The sequence below is a fragment of the Luteimonas sp. TWI662 genome (genome assembly GCF_039673825.1).
Classification (GTDB): Bacteria; Pseudomonadota; Gammaproteobacteria; order Xanthomonadales; family Xanthomonadaceae; genus Luteimonas.
Genome location: NZ_JBDJMI010000006.1, coordinates 43,860 through 67,948, shown reverse-complemented (window position 1 = coordinate 67,948; position 24,089 = coordinate 43,860). Strand labels below are relative to the sequence as shown.

Annotated in this window: 18 protein-coding genes and 1 tRNA gene; 15 read left to right on the top strand and 4 right to left on the bottom strand. The window is 69.4% G+C overall.

Going from position 1 to position 24,089, the window contains the following annotated elements; genetic code table 11:
- Positions 1-13: 13 nt before the first annotated feature.
- From ABE488_RS06450 to pnp, 15 genes are all read left to right on the top strand, one after another.
- Positions 14-1,525, top strand: a complete 1,512-nt coding sequence (locus ABE488_RS06450; protein WP_346442316.1) for an NADH-quinone oxidoreductase subunit M — start codon at positions 14-16, stop codon at positions 1,523-1,525.
- Between the two features lie 28 nt (positions 1,526-1,553).
- Positions 1,554-3,017 (top strand): NADH-quinone oxidoreductase subunit NuoN, encoded by a 1,464-nt coding sequence (gene nuoN / locus ABE488_RS06445; RefSeq protein ID WP_346442317.1) that lies wholly within the window; start codon positions 1,554-1,556, stop codon positions 3,015-3,017.
- 320 nt (positions 3,018-3,337) lie between these two features.
- Positions 3,338-3,517 carry a hypothetical protein gene (locus tag ABE488_RS06440; RefSeq protein WP_346442318.1) on the top strand — a complete coding sequence of 60 codons (180 nt, stop codon included), beginning with the start codon at positions 3,338-3,340 and terminating at the stop codon, positions 3,515-3,517.
- Positions 3,518-3,713: 196 nt separating this feature from the next.
- Complete coding sequence (locus ABE488_RS06435) at positions 3,714-3,893, top strand: hypothetical protein (protein ID WP_346447548.1); 180 nt, start codon at positions 3,714-3,716, stop codon at positions 3,891-3,893.
- 68 nt (positions 3,894-3,961) lie between these two features.
- Positions 3,962-5,164 carry a hypothetical protein gene (locus ABE488_RS06430; protein WP_346447547.1) on the top strand — a complete coding sequence of 401 codons (1,203 nt, stop codon included), beginning with the start codon at positions 3,962-3,964 and terminating at the stop codon, positions 5,162-5,164.
- Positions 5,165-5,300: 136 nt separating this feature from the next.
- On the top strand, positions 5,301-7,634 hold the full coding sequence (locus tag ABE488_RS06425; protein WP_346447546.1) for a DUF4135 domain-containing protein: 2,334 nt from the start codon (positions 5,301-5,303) through the stop codon (positions 7,632-7,634).
- Entirely contained in the window at positions 7,631-9,040 is a 1,410-nt protein-coding gene (locus ABE488_RS06420; protein ID WP_346447545.1) for a cupin domain-containing protein, read from the top strand. The genes ABE488_RS06425 and ABE488_RS06420 overlap by 4 nt, the downstream gene beginning before the upstream one ends.
- 12 nt (positions 9,041-9,052) lie before the next feature.
- Positions 9,053-9,129: transfer RNA gene (locus ABE488_RS06415), tRNA-Met, on the top strand.
- A gap of 222 nt (positions 9,130-9,351) precedes the next feature.
- Entirely contained in the window at positions 9,352-9,975 is a 624-nt protein-coding gene (gene rimP / locus ABE488_RS06410; protein WP_346447594.1) for a ribosome maturation factor RimP, read from the top strand.
- 8 nt (positions 9,976-9,983) lie between these two features.
- Positions 9,984-11,495, top strand: a complete 1,512-nt coding sequence (nusA, locus tag ABE488_RS06405) for a transcription termination factor NusA (protein ID WP_346442323.1) — start codon at positions 9,984-9,986, stop codon at positions 11,493-11,495.
- A 225-nt stretch (positions 11,496-11,720) separates the two neighbouring features.
- Positions 11,721-14,324 carry a translation initiation factor IF-2 gene (gene infB, locus ABE488_RS06400; protein ID WP_346447544.1) on the top strand — a complete coding sequence of 868 codons (2,604 nt, stop codon included), beginning with the start codon at positions 11,721-11,723 and terminating at the stop codon, positions 14,322-14,324.
- Positions 14,325-14,448: 124 nt separating this feature from the next.
- Positions 14,449-14,811 carry a 30S ribosome-binding factor RbfA gene (gene rbfA, locus ABE488_RS06395; protein ID WP_241945861.1) on the top strand — a complete coding sequence of 121 codons (363 nt, stop codon included), beginning with the start codon at positions 14,449-14,451 and terminating at the stop codon, positions 14,809-14,811.
- 160 nt (positions 14,812-14,971) lie between these two features.
- On the top strand, positions 14,972-15,943 hold the full coding sequence (gene truB / locus ABE488_RS06390; RefSeq protein WP_346447543.1) for a tRNA pseudouridine(55) synthase TruB: 972 nt from the start codon (positions 14,972-14,974) through the stop codon (positions 15,941-15,943).
- 150 nt (positions 15,944-16,093) lie between these two features.
- The gene (gene rpsO / locus ABE488_RS06385) at positions 16,094-16,357 is read left to right on the top strand and encodes a 30S ribosomal protein S15 (protein WP_183426485.1); all 264 of its coding nucleotides are present in this window, start codon (positions 16,094-16,096) and stop codon (positions 16,355-16,357) included.
- 121 nt (positions 16,358-16,478) lie between these two features.
- Positions 16,479-18,587 (top strand): polyribonucleotide nucleotidyltransferase, encoded by a 2,109-nt coding sequence (gene pnp, locus ABE488_RS06380; RefSeq protein WP_346447542.1) that lies wholly within the window; start codon positions 16,479-16,481, stop codon positions 18,585-18,587.
- Positions 18,588-19,242: 655 nt separating this feature from the next.
- Here the strand turns inward: pnp and ABE488_RS06375 are convergent.
- The 4 genes from ABE488_RS06375 to ABE488_RS06360 all read right to left on the bottom strand — a co-directional run bounded on the left by ABE488_RS06375 (position 19,243) and on the right by ABE488_RS06360 (position 24,082).
- Entirely contained in the window at positions 19,243-20,349 is a 1,107-nt protein-coding gene (locus tag ABE488_RS06375) for a hypothetical protein (protein ID WP_346447541.1), read from the bottom strand.
- A gap of 73 nt (positions 20,350-20,422) precedes the next feature.
- Complete coding sequence (locus tag ABE488_RS06370) at positions 20,423-20,581, bottom strand: hypothetical protein (protein WP_183426482.1); 159 nt, start codon at positions 20,579-20,581, stop codon at positions 20,423-20,425.
- A 136-nt stretch (positions 20,582-20,717) separates the two neighbouring features.
- Positions 20,718-22,826, bottom strand: a complete 2,109-nt coding sequence (locus ABE488_RS06365; RefSeq protein ID WP_346447540.1) for a peptidase domain-containing ABC transporter — start codon at positions 22,824-22,826, stop codon at positions 20,718-20,720.
- Positions 22,826-24,082 carry an HlyD family efflux transporter periplasmic adaptor subunit gene (locus tag ABE488_RS06360; RefSeq protein WP_346447539.1) on the bottom strand — a complete coding sequence of 419 codons (1,257 nt, stop codon included), beginning with the start codon at positions 24,080-24,082 and terminating at the stop codon, positions 22,826-22,828. Before ABE488_RS06360 ends, ABE488_RS06365 begins: the two co-directional genes overlap by 1 nt.
- Positions 24,083-24,089 lie beyond the last annotated feature (7 nt).

Here is a 24,089-nt window from a genome sequence, read left to right as displayed (position 1 = left end):
CGGAAATACCCACGTGTCGAACTGGCCTCTTCTCAGTCTATTGATCTGGCTGCCGATCCTCGGCGGCGCCTGCGTGCTCGCTTTGGGCGATCGCCGCGCCGATGCCGTGCGTTGGGTGTCGCTCGCGGTCGCCGTGGCGGTGTTCGTGCTCAGCCTGCCGCTGTTCACCGGCTTCGATTACGCGAATGCGGGGATGCAGTTCCTCGAGCGCCGCGAGTGGATCCCGTCGCTGGACATCGAGTACCACCTGGGCGCGGACGGCATCTCGGTGGCGCTGATCATCCTGACCACGCTGACCACCGCGCTGGTGCTGATCGGCGCCTGGACGTCGGTGAGCAAGCGCGTGCACCAGTACTACGCCGCCATGCTGATCCTCGAAGGCATGATGATCGGCGTGTTCTGCGCCGTGGACGCGATGCTGTTCTACGTGTTCTTCGAGGCGATGCTGATCCCGATGTTCATCATCATCGGCGTGTGGGGCGGTCCGCGGCGTGTCTACGCCTCGGTCAAGTTCTTCCTCTACACGTTCCTCGGCTCGGTGTTCATGCTGGTCGGGCTGATCTACCTGTATCTGCAGGCCGGCAGCTGGCAGCTGCCCGACCTGTACGCGGTGCGGCTGTCGGCGACCGAGCAGACTTGGCTGTTCTTCGCCTTCCTCGCCGCGTTCGCGGTCAAGGTGCCGATGTTCCCGGTGCACACCTGGCTGCCCGATGCGCACGTCGAGGCGCCGACCGGCGGCTCGGTGATCCTGGCGGCGATCATGCTCAAGATCGGCGGCTACGGCTTCCTGCGCTTCAACCTGCCGATCACCCCCGATGCGGGCCACGAGTGGGCGTGGCTGGTGATCGCACTGTCGCTGATCGCGGTGGTCTACGTCGGCCTGGTCGCGCTGGTCCAGCAGGACATGAAGAAGCTGGTGGCGTACTCGTCGGTCTCGCACATGGGCTTCGTGACCCTGGGCGTGTTCATCGCGTTTGCGCTGGTGCGCGACGTCGACGCCGGCGATGCGGCCCGTCTGGGCCTGCAGGGCGCGATGGTGCAGATGGTCTCGCACGGTTTCGTGTCCGGTGCGATGTTCTCGTGCATCGGCATCCTGTACGACCGCATGCACACGCGCATGATCAAGGACTACGGCGGCGTCGCCAATGTGATGCCCTGGTTCGCGGCGTTCTACGTGCTGTTCGCGATGGCCAACTCCGGCTTGCCGGGCACGTCGGGCTTCGTCGGCGAGTTCATGGTGATCCTGGCCGCGTTCCAGAACCATCCGCTGATCGGCTTCTTCGCGGCGATGACGCTGATCATCGGCGCTGCGTACACGCTGTGGCTGGTCAAGCGGGTGCTCTACGGCGAAGTCGCCAATGCGCACGTCGCCGCGCTCAAGGACATCAACGGCCGCGAGGCGCTGGTGCTGGGCGTGTTCGCTGCGGGCACGCTGCTGATCGGTGTCTATCCCAAGCCGCTGACCGACCTGATGGAGCCGTCCATCGCGCAACTGGCGAATGTGATCGCCGCCAGCAAGCTGTGAGTCCATATTCAATGAGAGCCGTGCCGCGATGATTTCCGCTCCGATGACGCCCCCCGTCCGCACGCTGGCCGAGCTCGGCCCGATCGTGCCCGAGCTCGTCGTGATCCTGGGCGCGTTCGCGCTGCTGATGCTCGACTTGTTCCTCGACCCGCGCCGCCGCATCGTCACCCATGCGCTGGCAGTGGCCACGATGCTCGGCGCGGCCGCACTGATCGCCGCCGGCGTCGGCGGTCACGGCACCATCCTGGCCGACATGTTCGTCCGCGATGCCGGCGCCGATGTGCTCAAGGTCGCCGGTCTGATCGTCGGCGCGATCGCGCTGGGCTACGCATGGCCGTACCTGCGCGAGCGGGGCCTGTACCAGGGCGAGATCCCGGTGCTGTTCCTGTTCACCAGTGCCGGCATGATGCTGCTGGTCTCGGCCAACAACATGACGATGGTCTATGTCGGCCTGGAACTGCTGGCGCTGTGCTCGTATGCGCTGGTGGCCTGCGACCGCGACAACCCGTTGTCGTCGGAAGCGGCGATGAAGTACTTCGTCCTCGGCGCACTGGCCTCGGGCATGCTGCTGTTCGGCATGTCGCTGATCTACGGTGCGACCGGCACGCTGTCGCTGCCCGGCATCGACCAAGCGGTCGGTGGGCTGGTGGGCGAGGGGCGCGTGCTGCTGCTGACCGGCATGGTCTTCGTGTTGGTGGGCATCGCGTTCAAGTTCGGCGCCGCGCCGTTCCACATGTGGCTGCCCGACACCTACCACGGTGCGCCGACCCCCATCGTCGCGTTCATCAGCTCGGTGCCCAAGTTGGCTGCGTTCGGCATGGCCTGGCGCCTGCTCGACACCGCGCTGGGCCAGGTGCACGACCAGTCGCAGCTGCTGCTGGCGCTGCTCGCGGCGCTGTCGCTGGCGGTCGGCAACCTGTTCGCGATCGCGCAGACCAACCTCAAGCGCATGCTCGCCTACTCGACGATCTCGCACGTCGGCTTCCTGTTCCTCGGCCTGGCCGGCGGCGGCGAGACCGGACATGCGGCGGCGATGTTCTATGCGATCAGCTACGCGATCATGTCGGTGGCCTCGTTCGGCGCGATCGTCATGCTCTCGCGCGCCGGCTTCGAGGCCGAGCGGATCGAGGACTACAAGGGCCTGAACCAGCGCAGCCCGTGGATGGCCGGCCTGGTGCTGTGCATCATGGCCTCGCTCGCCGGCGTGCCGCCGTTCCTCGGCTTCTGGGCCAAGCTGGTCGTGCTGCAGGGCGCGCTGGAAGGCGACCTGCTGTGGCTGGCGATCGTCGGCATCGTGTTCGCGGTCATCGGCGCGTTCTACTACCTGCGCGTGATCAAGGTCATGTACTTCGATGCGCCCAACGCCGCGCCGGTCGCGCAGCGCCCGGGCCAGCTGCTGCGCATCGTGTTCGCGGTCAATGCGCTGGCGCTACTGGGCCTGGGGCTGTTCTGGAGCCCGCTGATGGCCTGGTGCCAGCAGGCGTTCGCCTGACCCAGGGCCGCGCGCAGTCGCGCTGACCCTCGATGTCACCAACGCCGGCCGGGTCTTCGACCCGGCCGGCGTCGTTTGTACGCCTGTTCGCGTGGGGGCCATCGGAGACTGGCATCTGGGTGATGCCGGCGAGTCCAGGGTGTGACCGCTGTCATGGCTCGCGCTTGTGTGCGGTGCATTCATTTGCATGGCTCCGCTGTGGCGTGCTACTCCGGAACCGCCCGTCGAGGACGGCGGGCCGGTGCGACGCGACTCGCCGGATCCGCCGGTGATCGCAAGAACGCCCCGGGATGTCACCCAACCGAGCACAGGAGACGATCATGGACAAGGTCAAGGCAAGCAAGGATCAGGGGACTCGTTGCAATCCGGCCGTCGATGCGAGGACCAACCTCGATCGGCTGATCGGGCAGATGCAGAAGCAGGCGCCGAAGGGGACCGCACTCGACAACGCGGGTATCGCACCGCAGTCGACCTGTTTCCGGACGATCTACTGCTTCTAGGCGCCTGTCGCCGCGTCGAGCCGGCGGTCTGGGGCGGGTGTTGCCAAGCACGCTGGCCCAGGCGATGTGACGCCGGCCATGGCGCGGGCTCGCGGCCATCGCATTCATTTGCGTCGTGCCGTGGGCGCGCGCGATCTCGATGGTGGCCCGTCAAAGACGGCGGGCGGACCTCATCCCAACAGCGAAGGAGACGAGCATGCACAAGGTCAGCGCAAGCAAGGAGCGGGGCGCCGCCCACGATCGGGCAGGCGATGCGAAGTCGACACTCGACCATCTGATCGGGCAGATGCAGAAGTCGGCGCCCAAGGGCACCGCCCTCGACAACGCGGGCGTCGCGCCGCAGGCGACCTGTTCGCGCACGATCTACTGCGTCTGAGCGCAGCCGCCGCACCCGGCTGGCGACGCCCGCCGGGTGCGGCTCTTGCGGATCGGAAGGCATCGGCCATGGACACGGCAGCAGCGCAGGCGCAGCCCGCCCAACTGGACTGGAATCGTCTGGCGTTGTGTCATCGCAGCGAGGCGCCGGGCTTGTTTCGCGCGGTCGCGCCCTGGTCGGCCGCCGCGGCGTATCGCCTGGCGGTCGCGATCTGCGGGCCATCGCGCTCCGGCATCCGCTTTTTCACGCTGCCCGCAGTGCGCTTGTTCGTTGGCGAGGCCGAGATCCGCGCGCCGGGCGCGCTGTTGCCCGACGAGCGGGACCGGTCGGGCGAGGGGTATCTGCGTCGGTTGCAGGCCTGGGCGCCGGACGACCCGGTGTCGCTGGAGATCGAGGCGCCGCTGATCGCCGATGCCGCGGCATGGAGGCGGGTCCGAAACTTCCTGTGGGCCTGGTGTGCGCATCTCGGCTGCCCCGCACGGCCGATCGTGGCGCACTTGCTGCTGGGCCGGTATCGACGGGAGGCGGCCGCGCATCGGGACGCGGCGCTGATCTTTCCGTTGTCGGGGCAGGTCGCGTTGACCTGCGCGCGCAGCGGCCACCCAGTCGCGGCCGCGGGTGCCGGCGCGCTGCTGTATCGCCCGTGCGGCGAGGCTTGGCAGGAGACCGGCGACGGGAGCTGCGTCGCGCTTCGTTTGGGCATACCCCGGCATCGCGTCGGCGCGACTCGCGAACTGCTCGATCTGTTCGCTTCCCTGCTGCCGACAGAACGCCCTGACGGGGACGCCGTGCCGTCGCTGCCGGTCCGCGGCACGGGCGTCGACGGCGCGCTCGAGTTGCCGGCCGCGCTCGCGCGCAACGCAGATGCGCTGGGCGCATGGGTGGCCGGCGCGTCGGCCGACCTGGCCGACCGTGTGCATCGACTCGCTCGGGCCAGTGCGTGCGCACTCGAACCGGTGCCCGGTCGCCTGGCGCTCCCCGCACTGGCGTCGGCAGATCGTGTTCGCACGGTGCCTGGCGCGCGGATTCTCGAGATCCCGGCCGGCGAGGGGGTGCGGCTGTGGGCGGTCAATGGCCACACGCTGGCCGTCGACGACACGCCAGCCAGTCGCGCATTGCGGATGACGCTTGCCGGCGGTGGCGCCTGGACGGTCGACGCGCTCTGCGGCGCCGATCCCGCGCTGCGCGCCGTGCTGGCGCAACTCCAGAGCGTGCGTGGCGTCGTGCCGGATGTCCCGGCGGCCGTCGGCCATCGCGACGGGGAGCCCTGAGGCTTTGGCCGGCCGGACGGGGGCGCGCGCCGGGCGCATTCGGGACGCGCTCGATCGCCCCGCGCTGCAGGACGCACTGGTATCGCTGCCACGGTCGGCGCGCCCGGTCCGACTACCGCCCCAGACCCGGGCCCTCGTGCGCAGGATCGCTCGCGGCGATGGGGGTGCGCTGTTGCCGCCGGTCGCGCGTCATCGCGCCGACGGACGAATCGAACCGCTGCGCACGTTGCGGGGGGGCGATGATGCGCGATCGCTGGCGGTGGTGCTGGCGCGGCCCGAGTTCGCGGCATTCGTCGAGATGCTCGAGACCCTGGGTCCCTGGTGCCGGGCATTGGGACGGGCGCATGCCGACCTGTTCGGCGTTCGCGTGCTCGGCCTCGGCAATGCGGCCTTGTTTGCGCCGTTGGTCAGCGAGGCCTTCGTCCGTTGCGCCATCGGCGGTGCCGACCATCGTGACGAGGTCGCCGAGCGCTGTCGCCTGTTCCGGACCTTCCTCATGCGGTTTATTGCGCGCCTGCGCCGCGACCTGCAGGCCGGGGTCTTCGGCGATGCAGTGCGTGGCCCCGTCGTCGGGCTGTGGGCCAGCCCCTCGGAAACCCACAATGGCGGCCAGCGGGTGCTGTGTCTGCGCCTGCGCAATGGCACCCGCATCGCCTACAAACCCAGGCCGGTCGATGGCGAGCGGATCTTCCTGGCGGACGCGCCGGTCGACGGGCGCGTGTCGATCTTCGCCTGGCTCAATGGTCTGGCGCCGGTGTCCGGTCCGATCCGCCTGCCCACGTTGCGCGTGTGGCGCGGCGTCGGCCGCGATCGCTGGACCTACAGTTGGCAGGACTGGGTGGAGCGGCCACGAGACTGGGGCATGTTGGACCCGCAGGCGCGTCCGGCGATCGAGGGGGCGCGGTTGTCGCCACCTGCAGTGCGCGCGTATTGGCGCTCGGCCGGTGCCTTGGGCGTGGCCTGTCACGTGGTCGGCGCGACCGACCTGGGCGAGAGCAACGTGTTGTGCGGAGTGCGGTCGGGTGCGCGCGATCCCATGCCGCACGTCGTCGATCTGGAAGTGTTCGGGTGCCGGATGCAGCGAATGACCGGCACCGGATTGGTCGCCTCGCCCGCGCACCGTTGCGGGGGCCATCCGGCGTTTGCGTCGAAACTGCGGCCCGACGACGTCGAAGGGCCGGCCGTAGCATTCTTCTCCGCCCCGGGCAGGACGTTGCAGCTGCGGCGCACGATGGCTGCCTGGGCGCGCCGTGAGACCCGTGCCGCGGTGGCCGATGCCGTCGGCAACCTCGGGCCGGCGCGCCAACTGCCGGCGATGCTGCGCGGCATGTTCGACACGTGGACCTGCCTGCTGCAGCATCGCCAGGCGCTGCACGCGCGCCTGCGCGCCTCGCTGCGCGGCGGCCGGGTCCGCGTCTTGCCCAAACTCACGTCGACCTATGCGCGCGCACTCGAGCGCGGCGCCGACGGCGGGGAGCGCGCGGACGCGGGCGTGCCGTTGTGCGAGGAGGAGCGCGCGCAGCTGGCGCGCGGCGACGTGCCGTACTTCTTCGCGCCCCTCGACGGCGGCGCCCCGCGCGCGCTGGCGGCGCCGTCGTTCGCGCGCGCGCGGCGGGTCGGGCCGTTGTCGGTCGAGGTACCGTCGCTGTTGCCCGACCTGGACGGCCTGCTGGCACGCGAGCTCGATTTCGTCGATCTGGCGACGTTGATCCAAGATGCCGTCGCGCACGCCTTTCCAGAATTGGCGCGCGATGCGCCCGACACATGGCGCGACGGCGCCGGCTGGCGGCTGCGCGACCCAGCGCTTGGCGTGGACCTGCGTATCCGCAGCACCCAGGCCGGCAGCGTGCATTTCGACTGGGCCCAGGCCGGTTGCCGGGTGGCCTACCGCTGGAATCGCCAGCGGATCGAGGTGCAGGCGCTGCCGTTGCCTGCCGGTCCGCCGCGCCTACGCGCGATAGGCCGGCGGCTGCTGGCGATTCAGCGACTCGACGGCGCGCTGCGTCGGCAATGGGCGGCCGACGGTTTCCGGGATCGCGAGACCGCTGCGCGCCTGCGGGCACTGACGCAGACCGCGCTGGCCTGGCTCGAGTCCGTGCTCGACGCACACGGCTGGCCCACGGTGGCCCGGGTCGGCCCCCGTGCCTGCGAGGCCGCGGTGACACTCGCCCAGCATGCCGATCGCCGTGGCGCGACGCTGCAGCGACGATGCCTGGCGCTGGTGCAGGCCGCTGCGGCCGAAGGGGACGTGCCGCTGCGCCACCTCGCCTACTTGACCGACGCGGTCTGCGTGAACGCGGGCCGCAGGCAACGCTACGGGACGAAGTTCAGGCGGCGACAGGGGCGGCTGGTGCCGTATCCGCTCCAGTCGCCGACGCAGGTCGATACGTGGCGGCGACAGATGGGCCTGCCGCCCCTGGCCGAGTATCGGGCGCTGCTGCAACGTGTCTACGGGGGAGGAGGGGAATGAAGGCCATGCCCTACCTGCAAGCGCAGGGACCGATCGACTGGGCGCAGTTCGTTGCGACGTGTTGGGACCGCCGGCCGGTGGTGTTCCGGCGCCATGGCGCGGCGCCGTATCCGTTGGACGCGGCACTGGCGGCAGCGGCGTCAGCCGCGCGCACGGCCAACGGCGACGAGCAGGCCTGCCGGTTCGTGCTCGACGATCGCCAGCGGCGGCAGCCCGGTGCCTGGTTGCCGCGCCAAGAGGACGCCACGTTCGAACGTTACGCGCAGCGGATACTGCGCGAGGGCGGCGGGCGCAGCTATGCGCTGATCGTCAACGAGTTCCACCGACACGATCGGCGTATCTGGGAGGGCGGGCGGCGTTTTTTCCAGGGCCTGTTCGCGCAGGTCGGGTTACCGTCGACCGGGGCGATCACCACGCTGTTCCACGGTAACTACGAACGCACGCCGGTGGGGGTGCACAAGGACCGGTTCGCGACCTTCGTATTCGTGCTGCAGGGGCGCAAGCGCATGCGGTTCTGGCCCACGCGGCCCTGGCAGGACGCGGTGGCGACGCGGGTCGATTACGCCGAGCATCTGGCCGACTCCTTCGCGATCGATGTCGGGCCGGGCGATCTGCTCTACTGGCCCGCGGCGTACTACCACGTCGGCGAAACCCTCGGCGTCGAGGTGGCGACCAGTGTCAACGTGGGGATCCCGCGTGACGGTCATGCGCTGCTCTACGACTTCGATGCGATCGTGCGTGCGGCCGATGCGGTGGATGCGCAGGCCGCCGCTGCAGGCGATGCGTGCGGAGACGACGCGGGGGCGGCCGACCAGGTCGCTGGGGCATTGGCGACGGTCCGGCGCCTGGCCACGCCGGCGGCGCTGCGCAGCGCCGCCTCGGCCGGCTATCTGGCGTTGCGCACGGGCGGCGGCTTCGTGCCGCCACCCCCGGCGTCGCCTGTGGCGCCATTGCATGCGCAGGGGCGATGGCAGCTCGCCGACCCGTCGTTTCCACTCGCCTGGATGCACGACGGCGACAGTGCGCTGTGCGGCGCAGCCGGCCATGTGCGCCGCGTCGAGGGCTTCGACGACAGGGCTGCGGCGCTGCTGCGCCGTTTCGATTCGGGGGCGGGCGTCGGCGTCGCCGAACTGCTCGCGCCCTTCGCCGGCACCGCGCCCGAGGCATCGGCGACCGGCGTGACGCTGCAGCAAACGCAGGCGCGGGCATTGCTCGAATGGCTGGTGTCCACGCGCGCGCTGGTCCCTGCATCGGCATCGGCGTCGACGCGCGATGGCGGCGCCGATGCGCATGCGGTATCATGCCGGCGGTCTTTCGTGATCCGGCCACCGGCACACGATCGAGCGATGCGAAGCGGGATGTGCAAGGGTGTTCTGGCTTGCAATTCCGCACCGCTCGCTTCATAATCGCACTCCTGATGCGGGGTGGAGCAGTCTGGCAGCTCGTCGGGCTCATAACCCGAAGGTCGCAGGTTCAAATCCTGCCCCCGCTACCAAATTTTTCGCGTTGTTCGATGGGTGTCCGCAAGGCGCCCGGAAGCGAAAAGTCTGGGCTTGCCGAAGCTCCTGCTTCGCTTCGGCGCCGACATCCAGTGGTATCGGACAAGGGGCCCGTCGGGCCCCTTGTCGTTTTCCACGACCGCAAAAACCGACGCGCGCGTCGGCAGGTCGTCGACGTGCAGGCGATCGGACGCGGTACCGGACAACGCGAGGGACGAGTGGCGGACAAGGCGACACAACTCAAGACGATGCTGGCGGCGACGGTCGAATCCCTCGGCCTCGAACTGCTGGGCATCGAGTACCTGCCTGCGCCCGGTGGCGCACTGGTGCGGCTGTATATCGATCTGCCGGCCAACGATACGGACGCCGCCGAAGGCGACGCGACCGACGGCGAGGCCGGGCAGGGCGTGACCATCGAGCACTGCGAGGCGGTCAGCCGCGAAGTGTCCGCGCAGCTCGACGTCGAAGATCCGATCAGCGGCAACTACACGCTCGAGGTGTCCTCGCCCGGCGTCGACCGGCCGCTGTTCGAGGCCGCGCATTTCGCGCGCTTCGCCGGCCAGACCGCGAAGGTCGGTCTGAAGCTGCCGCAGGACGGGCGCCGCCGCCTGACCGGCCGCATCGACGCGGTCGACGGCGAGACCATCACGTTCGACGTCGACGGTACGCCGCTGACGGTGCGCATCGACAACATCGACAAGGCGCGGCTGGTCCCCGACTGGGCCGCGCTGGGCCTGGCGCCGTCGAAGGACAAGAAGGGCCGCGCCGCCGGCGCGGCCCGCAACGCTGACAACACACCACGTGACAACAAGCGGCCGCGCAAGCCGGCCGGTGCGGAGTGAATGAAAAGATGAGCAAGGAACTGTTGCTGGTCGTCGATGCGGTCGCCAGCGAAAAAGGCGTCCCCGAGACCGTGATCCTGGAGGCCATCGAGGCCGCGCTGGCCACGGCGGCCAAGAAGCGCTATGTCGATCAGGACGTGCTGACCCGCGTGGCGATCGATCCCAAGGACGGCAGCTACGAGACCTTCCGCCGCTGGGAGGTCGTGGCCGACGACGTGGTGATGGAGTCGCCCGATCGCCAGATCCGCCTGATGGACGCGGTCGACGAGGCCGACGGCGTCGAGGTCGGCGACTACATCGAAGAGCAGATCGAGAACGTCGATTTCGGCCGCATCGCCGCGCAGGCCGCCAAGCAGGTGATCGTGCAGCGCGTGCGCGAGGCCGAGCGCCAGCAGGTCGTCGATGCGTGGAAGGATCGCGTGGGCGAGCTGGTGACCGGCGTGGTCAAGCGCGTGGAACGCGGCAATGTCTATGTCGACCTGGGCGGCAATGCCGAGGCGCTGATCCAGAAGGACAAGGCCATTCCGCGCGATGTCGTGCGCGCCGGCGACCGGGTGCGCGGCTACCTGTACGACGTGCGCAGCGAGCCCCGTGGCCCGCAGCTGTTCATCAGCCGCGCCGCGCCCGAATTCATGATGGAGCTGTTCAAGCTCGAGGTGCCGGAAGTCGGCCAGGGCCTGGTCGAGATCAAGGCCTGCGCCCGCGATCCGGGTGACCGCGCCAAGATCGCCGTCGTCGCCTACGACACCCGCACCGATCCCATCGGCGCGTGCATCGGCATGCGCGGTTCGCGCGTCCAGGCGGTGTCCAACGAGCTCAACGGCGAGCGCGTGGACATCGTGCTGTGGTCCGACAACCCGGCGCAGTTCGTCATCAATGCGATGGCCCCGGCCGAGGTGCAGTCGATCGTCGTCGACGAGGACAAGCACTCGATGGACCTGGCGGTCGCCGAGGACAAGCTGGCGCAGGCGATCGGCAAGGGCGGGCAGAACGTGCGCCTGGCCAGCCGCCTGGCGGGCTGGCAGCTCAACGTGATGACCCAGGACCAGGTGACCGCGAAGTCGGAGGCCGAGCAGGCCGCCGCGCGCCAACTGTTCATGGACAAGCTGGAAGTCGACGAGGAAATCGCCGGCATCCTGGTGTCCGAGGGCTTCGGCACCGTCGAGGAGATCGCCTACGTGCCGGTCGGCGAATTGCTCGCCGTCGAGGGCTTCGACGAGGACATCGTCGAAGAGCTGCGCTCGCGCGCCCGCGACGCCCTGCTCAACGACGCGCTCGCGGTCGAGGAGGAAGCCGACGAGAACGCGCCGGCCCAGGACCTGCTGGCACTCGAGGGCATGGACGAGGACACCGCGTTTGCGCTCGCCGCCCACGGCGTGCGCACCAGCGAGGACCTCTCCGACCTGGGCGCCGACGAGGTGCTGGAGTTCGGCATCGAGGGCCTGGACGAGGCGCGCGCCGCGGCGTTGATCCTGGCCGCGCGTGCCGAGGAGATCGCACGTCTGGAACGGGAGGGGTGATCTGCCGCCCGGTCGTGTGAAGGCCGGGCAGGACGACCCGAAGTCGTAGTCGGACCGTCGGGAAGGCCGCAGTGATGGCGCAGGTCGCAGGCTCCTTCGAGGGGCGCGCCTGCAGTCGCCCGGTCCCGGTAGGCGGTCGCGTTCGGAATGCACCCCATGCAGCGCTAGAATGACAAATCCACTGCGCCGCCCCCTGCGGCGGCGCGCAAGGAATCGGAATCACGAATGTCGCAACAAACCACCATCCGTAAGCTGGCCGCACTGGTGAACACGCCGGTCGAGAAACTGCTCGAACAGCTGTCCGAGGCGGGCATGCAGTTCAGCAACCCCGATCAGGTCGTGACCAGTGCCGAGAAGCTCAAGCTGCTCGGCTTCCTCAAGCGCGCCCATGGCAAGGGCGATGCCCCGGTCGAGGAAACCTCCGCGCCGAAGAAGATCACGCTCAGCCGCAGCCGCAAGCAGGAACTGACGGTCGGCGGCGGCAAGAACCGCCAGACGGTCGACGTGGTCGTGCGCAAGAAGGTCACGCTCAGTCGGCCTGCCGATGGCGGGGCGCCGGTCGATCCCGACAGCGAGCGCGCCGAGATCCTGCGCAAGCTCGAGGAATCGCGCCAGCGCAACCTCTCCGAGCAGCAGCGCCTGGCCGAGGAAGACAAGCGCCGTGCCGACGAGGCCGAGCAGCGCAAGCGCGAAGCCGAGGCCGAAGCCGAGCGGCTGCGCCAGGCTGCCGCGGCTGCGGCCGCCGCGCCGGACGTCGCCGAGGCCGCGACCGCCCGCAAGCCGGCCGGTGGCCACGCACATGCGCACAAGGCGCCGGCGGCGCCGCGCAGCGACGACCGCAACGCCAATGCCAAGAAGGGCAACCGCGGTTCGCACGCGATGGTGTCGGGCGTCGAGGACGACGACAGCACCGCGCGCTTCGCCGGACAGTTGCACCTGAGTGCGTCCGACCGGGCGCGCCGCAGCACCAGCACGCGCGGCCGGCCGACCCGTGGCCCGCAGCGCCGCGGCAGTGCGCCTGCGCGCAGCGGCGCCGGTCCGCACGGCTTCGAGCGTCCGACCGCACCGGTCGTGCGCGAAGTCGCGATCGGCGAGGCGATCACCGTGGCCGATCTCGCCCAGAAGCTGGCGATGAAGGGCGGCGACGTGGTCAAGGCGCTGTTCAAGATGGGCGTCATGGCGACGATCACCCAGTCGATCGATCACGACACCGCGGTGCTGGTGGTCGAGGAACTGGGCCACACCGCCGTGCGCGCCGATGCCGATGACGCCGAGAGCGAGCTGATCGCCCACGTCGGCGAGTCGCAGGGCGAGCTGGCCGCGCGTCCGCCGGTGGTCACGATCATGGGCCACGTCGACCATGGCAAGACCTCGCTGCTGGACTACATCCGGCGCACCAAGGTCGCCTCGGGCGAAGCCGGTGGCATCACCCAGCACATTGGCGCCTACCATGTCGAAACCGACAAGGGCGTCATCAGCTTCCTCGACACCCCGGGCCATGCGGCGTTCACCTCGATGCGCGCCCGCGGCGCCAAGCTCACCGACCTGGTGGTGCTGGTGGTCGCGGCCGACGACGGCGTCATGCCGCAGACGGTCGAGGCGGTGAAGCACGCGAAGGCGGCGAAGGTGCCGTTGATCGTGGCGATCAACAAGATCGACAAGTCCGATGCCGATCCGAACCGGGTCAAGAACGAGCTGCTCGAACACGAGGTCGTGGCCGAGGACTTCGGTGGCGACACACAGATGGTCGAACTGTCGGCCAAGACCGGTGACGGTGTCGACGACCTGCTCGATGCGATCTCGCTGCAGGCCGAGATCCTGGAGCTGCGCGCGGTCGCCGAAGGCCGTGCCAGCGGCACGGTCATCGAGTCCTCGCTCGACAAGGGCCGCGGCCCGGTGGCGACGGTGCTCGTGCAGCAGGGCCTGCTGGCCCGCGGCGACTACCTGGTCTGCGGCGTGCAGTACGGCCGCGTGCGTGCGCTGTTCGACGAGACCGGCACCCAGGTGCAGACCGCGGGGCCGTCGATCCCGGTGCAGGTGCTCGGCCTGTCGGGCGTGCCCGACGCCGGCGACGATTTCGTCGTCGTCGCCGATGAGCGCCTGGCCAAGGACGTCGCCCAGCAGCGCGAGGCCAAGCGCCGCGAGACGCGTCTTGTGCAGGCAGCGGGCAACCGCATGGAAGACATCATGGCGCAGATGGGCCAGGCCGAGCAGCAGCTGTCGCTCAACTTGGTCGTCAAGGCCGACGTGCAGGGCTCGGTGGAGGCGCTCAAGCAGGCCCTGACCGCGCTGTCGAATGATCAGATCCGCGTCAACATCATCGTCTCGGGCGTGGGCGGCATCACCGAGTCGGATGCCAACTCGGCCGCGGCGGCGAAGGCGACGATCATCGGCTTCAACGTCCGTGCCGACGCCTCGGCGCGCAAGGTCATCGAAGGCAACGGTCTGGACCTGCGCTACTTCTCGGTGATCTACGATGTGATCGACCAGGTCAAGCAGGTCGCGTCCGGCATCCTGGGCATGGAGATCCGCGAGGAGATCATCGGCATCGCCGAGGTCCGCGACGTCTTCCGCAGCTCCAAGTTCGGTGCCGTGGCCGGCTGCATGGTGGTGGAGGGCGTGGTCAAGCGCTCCAAGCCGATCCGTGTACTGCGCGACAACACCGTGGTGTTCGAAGGCGAACTCGAATCGCTGCGCCGCTTCAAGGAGAACGTCGACGAGGTGCGCAACGGCACCGAGTGCGGCATCGGCGTGAAGGCCTACAACGACGTCAAGGCCGGCGACCAGATCGAGTGCTTCGAGCGCATCGAGGTGCAGCGGACGCTGTAAGCGTCCGCGACCGATCGGCGATGAAGGATTCGTGATCCGCGAACGCGGGTCACGGGTCCGCACTCCATCGCAGGATCGAGCAAGCTTTTCGCACCCCCCTGACGAATCACGAACTACGAATCACGTGCCAACCAAATCCTTCCACCGCACCGACCGCGTCTCCGCCCAGCTTCGCCGTGAACTCGGCACCCTGGTCCGCGAGGCCGTGTCCGAGCATGGCCTGCCGTCGGTGAGCGTGTCCGACGTCGAGGTCACGCGCGACATGGCCCACGCCAAGGTGTTCGTGACCGCGCTGCAGTCCGAGCGCGCGGCCGAGGCGCTGAAGGGGCTCAAGGCGGTCGCACCCGAAATCCGCTTCCGTCTCGCGCGCGCGGTCAAGCTGCGCCACGTGCCCGAGCTGCATTTCCACTACGACGATTCGGTCGATCGCGGCGAGCGCATCGACCATTTGCTGCGCGATCTCGACGACGGCGGCGAGCGGGCCTGACCGCGATCGTCGTGAACCGGCGGCCCGGCGTTCGTCGGTGCCGCATGGTCGTCGTGGCTCGATACGAGGCCGCACGCAGGGCGTCGGACGCCCACGCTGCGGCCATGACGCCGCCCGTGTCCTGCGGGACGTCGTTCTTGTTTTCGTCCGCCGATATCCGATGAGCCGTCCCCAGTCCCGCCCGCGCACCAAGTTCCGCAAGCTCGACGGCATCCTGCTGCTCGACAAGCCGGGCGGCCTGAGCTCCAACCAGGCCCTGCAGCGCGTGCGCCATCTGTTCCGCGCCGAGAAGGGCGGCCACACCGGCAGCCTCGATCCGCTGGCGACCGGGCTGCTGCCGATCTGTTTCGGCGAGGCGACCAAGATCGCCGGCGGGCTGCTGGGCGCCCGCAAGGCCTATACCACCGTCGCCAGGCTCGGCCAGGTCACCGATACCGACGATGCGGCCGGCCAACTGCTGCGCGAGCGGCCGGTGCCGCCGCTGGATCTGGCCACGATCGACGCCGCGCTGCGGCGCCTGACCGGTCGCATCGACCAGCGCCCGCCGATCTATTCGGCGCTCAAGCGCGGCGGCGAACCGCTGTACGCCAAGGCCCGCCGCGGTGAGGCCGTGGAGGTCGAGTCGCGGCCGGTCGATGTGCACGCCTTCGAACTGCAGTCGGCGGCCGACCTGCTCGACGGCGTGCTCGACCCAGGGGGGGCGCCGCAGTTGCGCCTGCACGTGGAGTGCGGCTCGGGCACCTATGTGCGCAGCCTGGTCCGCGACCTTGGCGAACTGCTGGGCTGCGGCGCGCACGTCGCGCAGTTGCGCCGGCTGTGGGTCGACCCGTTCCGCGATCCCAGGATGTGGACGCTCGACGAACTCCAGGCGCTCGCCGCGCGCGGCGAGCACCAGCTCGAGGCCTGCCTGTTGGAGCTGGAGGCCGGGATGCTGGCCTGGCCGGCGGTCCACGTCGACGCCCGCCAGGCGGCCCGGCTGCAGAACGGGCAGTCGCTGCCCGGCCCGTTCGCGGCGACCGGCGAGGTCGCGGTCTTCGGACCGAACGCACGCGCCGAGGGGCTGGCGCAGGTGCAGGGCGACGGCAGCCTGTGGCCGCGGCGCATGTTCCGGCGTGCGGGCGTGCCGGACTGAATAGGTCGCCTTGTTCGGGCAGGCCGCAGGCGATACAATCTTGGCCGCCTTTTTCCAGGCGAAATGCACTCTCCATCCACAGGCGGTCCGGGCGGTACGTGACGGTTGATCCGTCGCTGTCTCTGCGGGACGCGCGTCAAGAGCGAACACATGACCACGATCGACAACAGCAAGATCATCGAAGAACACAAGCGCGGCGACAACGACACCGGCTCGCCGGAAGTCCAGGTCGCCCTGCTGACCGCACGTATCGTGCACCTGACCGAGCACTTCAAGACGCACAAGAAGGACCACCACAGCCGCCGCGGCCTGCTGATGATGGTCAATCGCCGTCGCAGTCTGCTCGACTATCTGCACCGCAAGGATGCAGACCGCTACAAGGCGCTGATCGAGAAGCTCGGCCTGCGTCGCTGAACCCGTCTCCCCCCGCGGCGCAGAAATGCGCCGCGGTCGTTTTTTGGGCGCGTGCAGCGTCCGCCCGGTCGGGGCAAGGGTTCCGTCCGGTCCATCGCAAGAGTCATCAAGGGAATTCAACGTGGCAAAAGTGACAAAGAGCTTCCAGTTCGGTAACCAGACGGTGACGCTCGAAACCGGCGAGATCGCCCGCCAGGCCGGCGGTGCGGTCATGGTCTCGTGCGAAGGCACGCAGGTGCTGGTCACCGCGGTCGCCAACAAGACCGCGCGCGAAGGGCAGGATTTCTTCCCGCTGACCGTCGATTACCAGGAGAAGTTCTACGCAGGCGGCCGGATCCCGGGCGGCTTCTTCAAGCGCGAAGGTCGCGCGACCGAGAAGGAGACGCTGACCGCGCGCCTGATCGACCGTCCGATCCGCCCGCTGTTCCCCGAAGGGTTCCGCAACGAGGTTCAGGTCATCGCCACGGTGATGTCGCTCAACCCCGAGGTCGACGGCGACATCCTCGCCCTGATCGGCGCCTCGGCCGCCCTGTCGCTGTCGGGCGCGCCGTTCGACGGCCCGATCGGCGCGGCGAAGGTCGGCTACAAGAACGGCCAGTACCTGCTCAACCCCACGACCAGCGAGCTGGTCGATTCCGAGCTCGAGCTCGTCGTCGCCGGTACCGCCAAGGCGGTGCTGATGGTCGAGTCCGAAGCCAAGGAGCTGTCGGAAGACGTGATGCTTGGCGCGGTGGTGTTCGGTCACCAGCAGCAGCAGGTCGCGATCGCCGCGATCAACGAGCTCGTCGCCGAAGCCGGCAAGCCGAAGTGGGACTGGCAGGCTCCGGCCGCCGATGAAGGCCTGATCTCGACCCTGCGCACCGCCATTGGCGAGCAGCTCGCGGGCGCGTTCCAGGTGCGTGACAAGCTCGAGCGCAAGGACGCCATCTCCAAGCTCAAGAAGGCGATCCTCGAAACCATCGCGCCGCACGCCGAGGCCAATGCCTGGTCGCAGGGCGACCTGTCGAAGGAGTTCGGCGAGCAGGAATACCAGACCATGCGCAACTCGGTCCTCAAGACCAAGAAGCGCATCGACGGCCGCGGCCCGGCGGACGTGCGTCCGATCAGCTCGAAGGTCAGCGTGCTGCCGCGCGTCCACGGCTCGGCGCTGTTCACCCGCGGCGAGACCCAGGCGATCGTCGCCGTCACGCTGGGCACCGCCCGCGATGGCCAGATCATCGATTCGGTCGCCGGCGAGTACAAGGAACACTTCCTGTTCCACTACAACTTCCCCCCCTACTCGGTGGGTGAGGCCGGCCGCATGATGGGCCCGAAGCGTCGTGAGATCGGCCACGGCCGCCTCGCCAAGCGCGGCGTGCTCGCGGTGATGCCGACGATGGAAGAGTTCCCGTACACGATCCGCGTCGTGTCGGAGATCACCGAGTCGAACGGCTCCTCGTCGATGGCCTCGGTCTGCGGTTCGTCGCTGGCGCTGATGGACGCCGGCGTGCCGGTCAAGGCGCCGGTCGCGGGTATCGCGATGGGCCTGATCAAGGAAGGCGACGACTTCGTCGTCCTGTCCGACATCCTGGGCGACGAGGATCACCTCGGCGACATGGACTTCAAGGTCGCCGGCACCACGAACGGCATCTCGGCGCTGCAGATGGACATCAAGATCCAGGGCATCACCGAGGAGATCATGAAGGTCGCGCTGGCACAGGCGAAGGAAGGCCGTCTGCACATCCTCAATGAGATGAGCAGCGCGCTGACCACCCCGCGTGCCGAGCTCAGCGAGTTCGCGCCGCGCCTGATCACGATGAAGATCCACCCCGACAAGATCCGCGAGGTCATCGGCAAGGGCGGTTCGGTCATCCAGGCGATCACCAAGGAGACCGGCACCCAGATCGACATCCAGGACGACGGCACGATCACGATCGCTTCGGTCAACGGCGCTGCCGGCCAGGCCGCGAAGTCGCGGATCGAGCAGATCACCTCCGACGTCGAGCCGGGCCGTATCTACGAGGGCAAGGTCGTCAAGCTGATGGACTTCGGTGCGTTCGTGACGATCTCCCCCGGCAAGGACGGTCTGGTCCACGTGTCGCAGATCTCCAACGAGCGCGTCGAGAAGGTCGGCGATGTGCTCAAGGAAGGCGACGTGGTCAAGGTCAAGGTGCTGGAAGTCGACAAGCAGGGCCGCATCCGCCTGTCGATGAAGGCCGTTGCCGAAGGCGAGGGCACGCCGGCCGAGTAAGGCCTGGCGTTACGAGCCGAAGAAAAAGCGGGCCGAAAGGCCCGCTTTTTTTGGTTCTTTGCGAAGTTGCGGTCATCCTGCTTCTGCGCGCTCGATCGGGCGTTCGTCTCCGGAGAGCGCGTCGCGCCGGCCGGGGACTGCTCACCGGCTCGGTCAGCCATCCATGGCTGACTCGCCGCCGCGGGCCATCCCTGGCCCGCTATCGCAATCCCCGACCAGCACGACGCACTGAGTCCGAAGGCGTACGACTTCTTCCAGCGGACGCGAGGCGTCTACCGAAGTCGCGGTGTATTCGTCTGCTGCAGCGGACTGGCGGCCGGTGGCCGCGTCGAGCGCGCCATGGGTGAGCCCGCTCTGTTTGCGCGGCATGCCGCGCGAGCGGGCGAACGCCCGGCGTGCTGCGCCGGGCCGGACCGATCCGCGAAGCGGAGCGGGCGCGCGCCCGAGTCAAGGCAGGGTGAGCATGGATGGCATGCGCGGCACTGCCGCGCATCCATGCGAACGCCACGCGTGCTTCGCGTGGCTGGACCGCGAAGCGGCCTTGACCGAGGTGAAAACGGCTTCCGGCCGGCAGGCGGCTGCCCATCCGAAGTAGAGCGCCCTGTGTCAACACTGCGTGCTCGTTTCGACGTGCGAGAAAGTGCGGGTGCGCCGCTCAGTCCTCGAGGCTGACGCCTGGCGGCACGGTGCCGGCGGTGTGCAGGCGCGGTGCGACCTCGGCCCACCAGTCGGCGTAGACCGCGCTGTCGAGATAGGACGCGAAGCCGACATCGTCCGGCATCGCGGCCGGATCGCAATCCAGCCGGCCCTGCGCGAGCAATGCGCATAGCGTGCGCAGCAGCGGAAGCTCCGGTGACGCCTGCTCCAGGAACAGGAACTGCCCCGCCTGGTTGACCTCGATGAAGTGCAGCGCGCCGCTGCGATCGACGACGAGGTCGACGCACCCCAGCGCGAGATCGAGCTTGCGATGCAGCGCGAGCAGACCGTCGTGCCAGAAGGCGGGGAGTGCGTAAGCGGACGTCTCCACCGCACCGGCGATCGAGGCCGAACGCCAGTCGACCACGTCGTCATCGTGCGGCGCGTCGAGGCGCGCGGCGAACACGTGCGCGCCGATCACCGTCACCCGCAGGTCGCAGACCTTGTCGATCGCCTGCTGGTAGATCCCCGGACAGAGCTGCAGACTCGCGTCGGAGGCGAGCATCTGCGCATCGACGACGCGCGCGTAGGTGCTGAACAACCGACCGTCCGCATCCTGCCAACTGTGTGTCTGAAATGGTTTGTAGACGACCCGGCCGTGGCGCGCGACAAACGCGCGAATGCGCGCCGGATCGCTGGATATCAGTGTGGCTGGGACCGGCAGGCCGAGTTGCGCGGCGGCCTGCAATTGGACGAGCTTGTGCTCGGCGTGCAGGGCCGATGCCGGCGGATTGACCCACAGTGGCCCGGCCACGTCGCCGGCGATCGCATGCAGATTGCCGGCGAAGCGGCGCCACTCGTCGCCGACGAAACGCTGGTCGGGCTCGGCCACGCCCGGCAACTGCGCCGGTGGCATCGGGCGTCGGAACCACACGCTGCGCGGCATGCCGTCAGGTCCCCAGCCGTCGACGGTCGGGGCGCCGTCGGACGCGATCTCCAGCGTCGGCGCGCCAGCGTGCCAGCCGGCGATCCAGCGCGGCGCAAGGCCCGTGCGACGCAGCCCCCAGCACGCGGCGGCGGCATGGATGTCGTGCGCGAGCGACGACACGATCAGAGGGGCGGTCATGGCGTTGGCGGCATCTGGAATGCAATGCGGCCGACCGTCGGGGGACGGCCGGCCGCGCAGGGCTCGCAGCGGGTCAGACGACGCCCGGGTCGCCCGGATCGTCGCCGTTGGGGCCGGTGGCGTGGGTGTGGTCGGGCTTGCCGCCGGCGACAGCGGCGACCTCGTCCTCGGTCAGCTCGCGGGCCGCGAGGCGTGCGATGGGGCGGACATGCTGCGCGTCTTGATGGCTCATGTTTCCTCCAGTGGCTTGTCCGGATCGAAAGGGGCCGGTCCGGTTCCGGCGTCTTCGATGCTAGTCGCCTGCAGGGACGATGCGGAACCCCGGATTCCGGACCTACGTCGTGTTTCCGGACTTTCGATGCCGACGGTCAGGTACCGTTGGTGTCGTCCGCGCCGTCGTCTTCGACGACGCGCCCATTCACCAGCCGCACGACGCGATCGGCGCTGCGCACGGTCTCGGTGCGGTGCGCGATGATGATGCGGGTCGCGTGCAGGTCGGCGATCAGCGCATTGACCGCGCGCTCGCGCGGCACGTCGAGATGGCTGGTGGCCTCGTCGAGCAGCAGCAGATCGGGCTGGCGATACACCGCGCGGGCGATGATCACGCGCTGCTTCTGGCCGCCCGACAAGGCCGAGCCCATGTCGCCGACCAGCGATTCATAGCCCATCGGCATCGCGGCGATGTCGTCGTGGATCTGCGCGATCCGTGCGGCGTTCTCGATCCGGTCCAGCGTCGCATCGGGATCGAACACGCTGATGTTGTCGGCGATCGAGCCGGCGAACAGCACGTCGTCCTGCATCACCACGCCAAAGCGGGCGCGGTAGCGCGCCAGGCCCAGGTGCCGGATGTCGACGCCATCGATCAGGATGCGGCCCTCGCTGGGCGCCAGCAGGCCGAGGATCAGCTTGGCGAGGGTGGTCTTGCCTGACCCTGATGCGCCGGTGATCGCCACCGACTCGCCGGCGTTGATTCGCAGCGAGCAGTCGCGCAGCACCCAGGGGCCGCTCTCGTCGTAGCGGAACGACACGCCCTCGATCGTGAGCTCGGGCGCGGGGTCGGGGCCCGAATGCACAGCCTGGACATCGGCCTCGGGCGCGGCCAGCGCGACGTCGGCGATGCGTTCGCCGTGCATGCCCAGCAAGCGGAACTCGACCAACTTGTCGACCAGCGCCCCGCCGCGCGTGGCCAGCAAGTCGGCGTAGGTGACGAAGACCACCATCATGCCGGCGGTGAACCGGCCATCGAGCACCAACAGCGCGCCCAGCCAGATCAGGCCCACGCGCATCAAGCCGAAGATCAGCTTGGAGAGCGCGCCGAAGGTCGCAGTCGTGCGCGCGATCGCGGCCTCGCGCGTGGCGACCTCCAGCGTCGCGTTGCGCAGTCGCGCCAGGCGCGCGGCCTCCAGGCCCGCGAGCTTGATGGTCTGGATGCCGCCGATCGACTCGATCATCTGGCTCTGCTGCCGCCCCAGGTGGACCAGTTGGGTCTCCTTGAGGTCGCGCAGGCGCCGGTAGGCAAGCCAGCGCAGCAGCGCGTACAGCGCGAAGGCCAGCAGCACCAGGGCGGTCAGCGGCCCGCTGTAGAACAGCAGCAGCGCGAACACCAGCAGCACGGTCAGCCCGTCGAGCACCGCCTCGACGAAGCTGCCGGTCAGGGTCTGCTGGACCGACTGCACCGACAGAAAACGCGACAGCACGCCGCCGGCGCTGCGCTTCTCGAAGTAGTCCAGCGGCAACCGCAACAGGTGCGCGAACAGGTTGCCGATCCACTGCGCATTGAGCGAGGCGCCCAGGTCGGCCACCAGCCAGCCGCGCACCGCCGCGATCGTCGCCTGGAACGCGACCACGCCGAGGAAACCCAGCCCGATCAGCGTCAACAGGCTGGTATCGGCGGTGACCAGCACGCCGTCGATCGTCCACTGCAGGGCGAGGGGCAGCAGCAGCGTGAACAGTTCCAGCGACAGCGCCAGCAGCAGGATCTGCGTCGCCGCCGGGCCGATGCCGGAGATTCGGCCGAACAGCGCGCGCAGCGGCACTCGGGTACGGTCGGAGACCGGGGCGAAATCGGCGGCTGGCGTCAGTTCCAGCGCCACGCCGGTGAAGTGCCGGCCCAGTTCGGCCAGCGGCATCGTCACCGCGCCGCGTGCCGGATCGTGGATCAGCGCCTGGCCGCGCGACACGCGCACGAGCACGACGAAATGATTGAGGTCCCAGTGCAACACGCACGGCGCCTGGAGCGTGTGCAGATGCTCGGGTTCGGTGCGCAACGGGCGCGCTTCGAGACCGAGCTCGCGGGCGATCGCCATCAGCCGCGACAGGCTCGCGCCCTGGATCGGAATCGGAAACCGCCGGCGCATCGCCGCCAGGTCGAGATCGTGGCCTTGATGCACCGCGACCATCGCCAGGCAGGCCAGCCCGCATTCGGCGATCTCGTTCTGCTGCACGACGGGCACGCGTCGACGGGAAGACAGGGCCATCAGTCGGCTCGGGCGACGGTGGGGCGGGCGAAGCGATCGCCGAACAGGCGCTGGTACAGCCGTTGGCGTTCGAGAATCAAGTCGGCGTCGACCCCGATATCGGTGCGCAACGCGGCGTCGGCGCCTGGCACGTTCTGATGGTCGGGCCGCACCAGCACGCGGTACAGCGGCACGCTGGCGTCGGCGCCGGTGCGCGCATGTGGCGGCGCGGACTGTGCAGCACGGGCCACGCTGACGATCGTGCCCGGCTGCTGGCCGTAACGACGGTGCGGGAAGGCGTCGTAGCGCATCTTCACGCGCTGCCCCGGCGCCAGGTGCGCGACCGCCTGCGCGGGCACCCACAGTTCGGCGACGAAGCGCGCGTCATTGGGCACGATCGTCAGCAACGGCTCGCCCGCGGCCACCGGGCTGCCGATCGACAACCCCGAGGTGCTGACCACGCCCGGGCGCTGGGCGCGCAGCCGGATCGTGCCGCGTGCGCGGTTCTCGGCATCGCCACGGTCCAGGTCGGCCAACGCCTGGGCCAGCGTGCCGCGCTCGTTGGCCTGGGACAGTGCCTGCTCGCGCAGGCTGCGACGTCCATCGGCGAGCCGGCGCTCGGCCTCCAGGCCCGCACGCCGGGCAGCGCCGAGCGCGGCGCGCGCTTCCAGGGCCTGGTTCTCGTACTGCTGGACCTGGACCTCGCTGACGATCCGCGCCTCGCGCAACGGCTGCAGCCGTGCGAACACATCTTCGGCATTGGCGGCCTGGCGCTCGCGCAGCGCGATCTCGTCGCGCGCCGAGCCGGCCTCGTCGACCAGCGTCGCCAGCCGCGCCTGCAGGTCGGCTTCGCGGGCCGGCTGCGCAACGTCGAAGGTCTGCAGCGCCGCGCGCAGGCGCGTGCGTTCGGCCTCCAGGCTCTCGGCCACCCGTGCCGACAGTGGCGCGCCACCATCAGCGAGGTCGCGATCGACCGCGATGTCGAGCAAGGGATCTCCGGCTGCGACGATCGCGCCGTCGGTCACGTGGACGCGGACGACGACGCCGGCCTCGGGCGCCTGCACACGCTGCAGGCCTTCGGCGGGTTGCAGCGTGCCCGAGGCGCGCACCGTCCGGTGCAAGCTGCCGAACGCCAGCGTCGCGGCGATCACCAGCAGCGCAGCGCCACCGAGCGCGGCGAGCAGCCAGCCGCGGCGCGGCACCGGCAGGCTCACGGTGCCGAGCCAGGCCTCGCGGCGCGCGCGCAGCACCTCGTCGCGGAACAGCCCCGTGCTCATCGGGCGC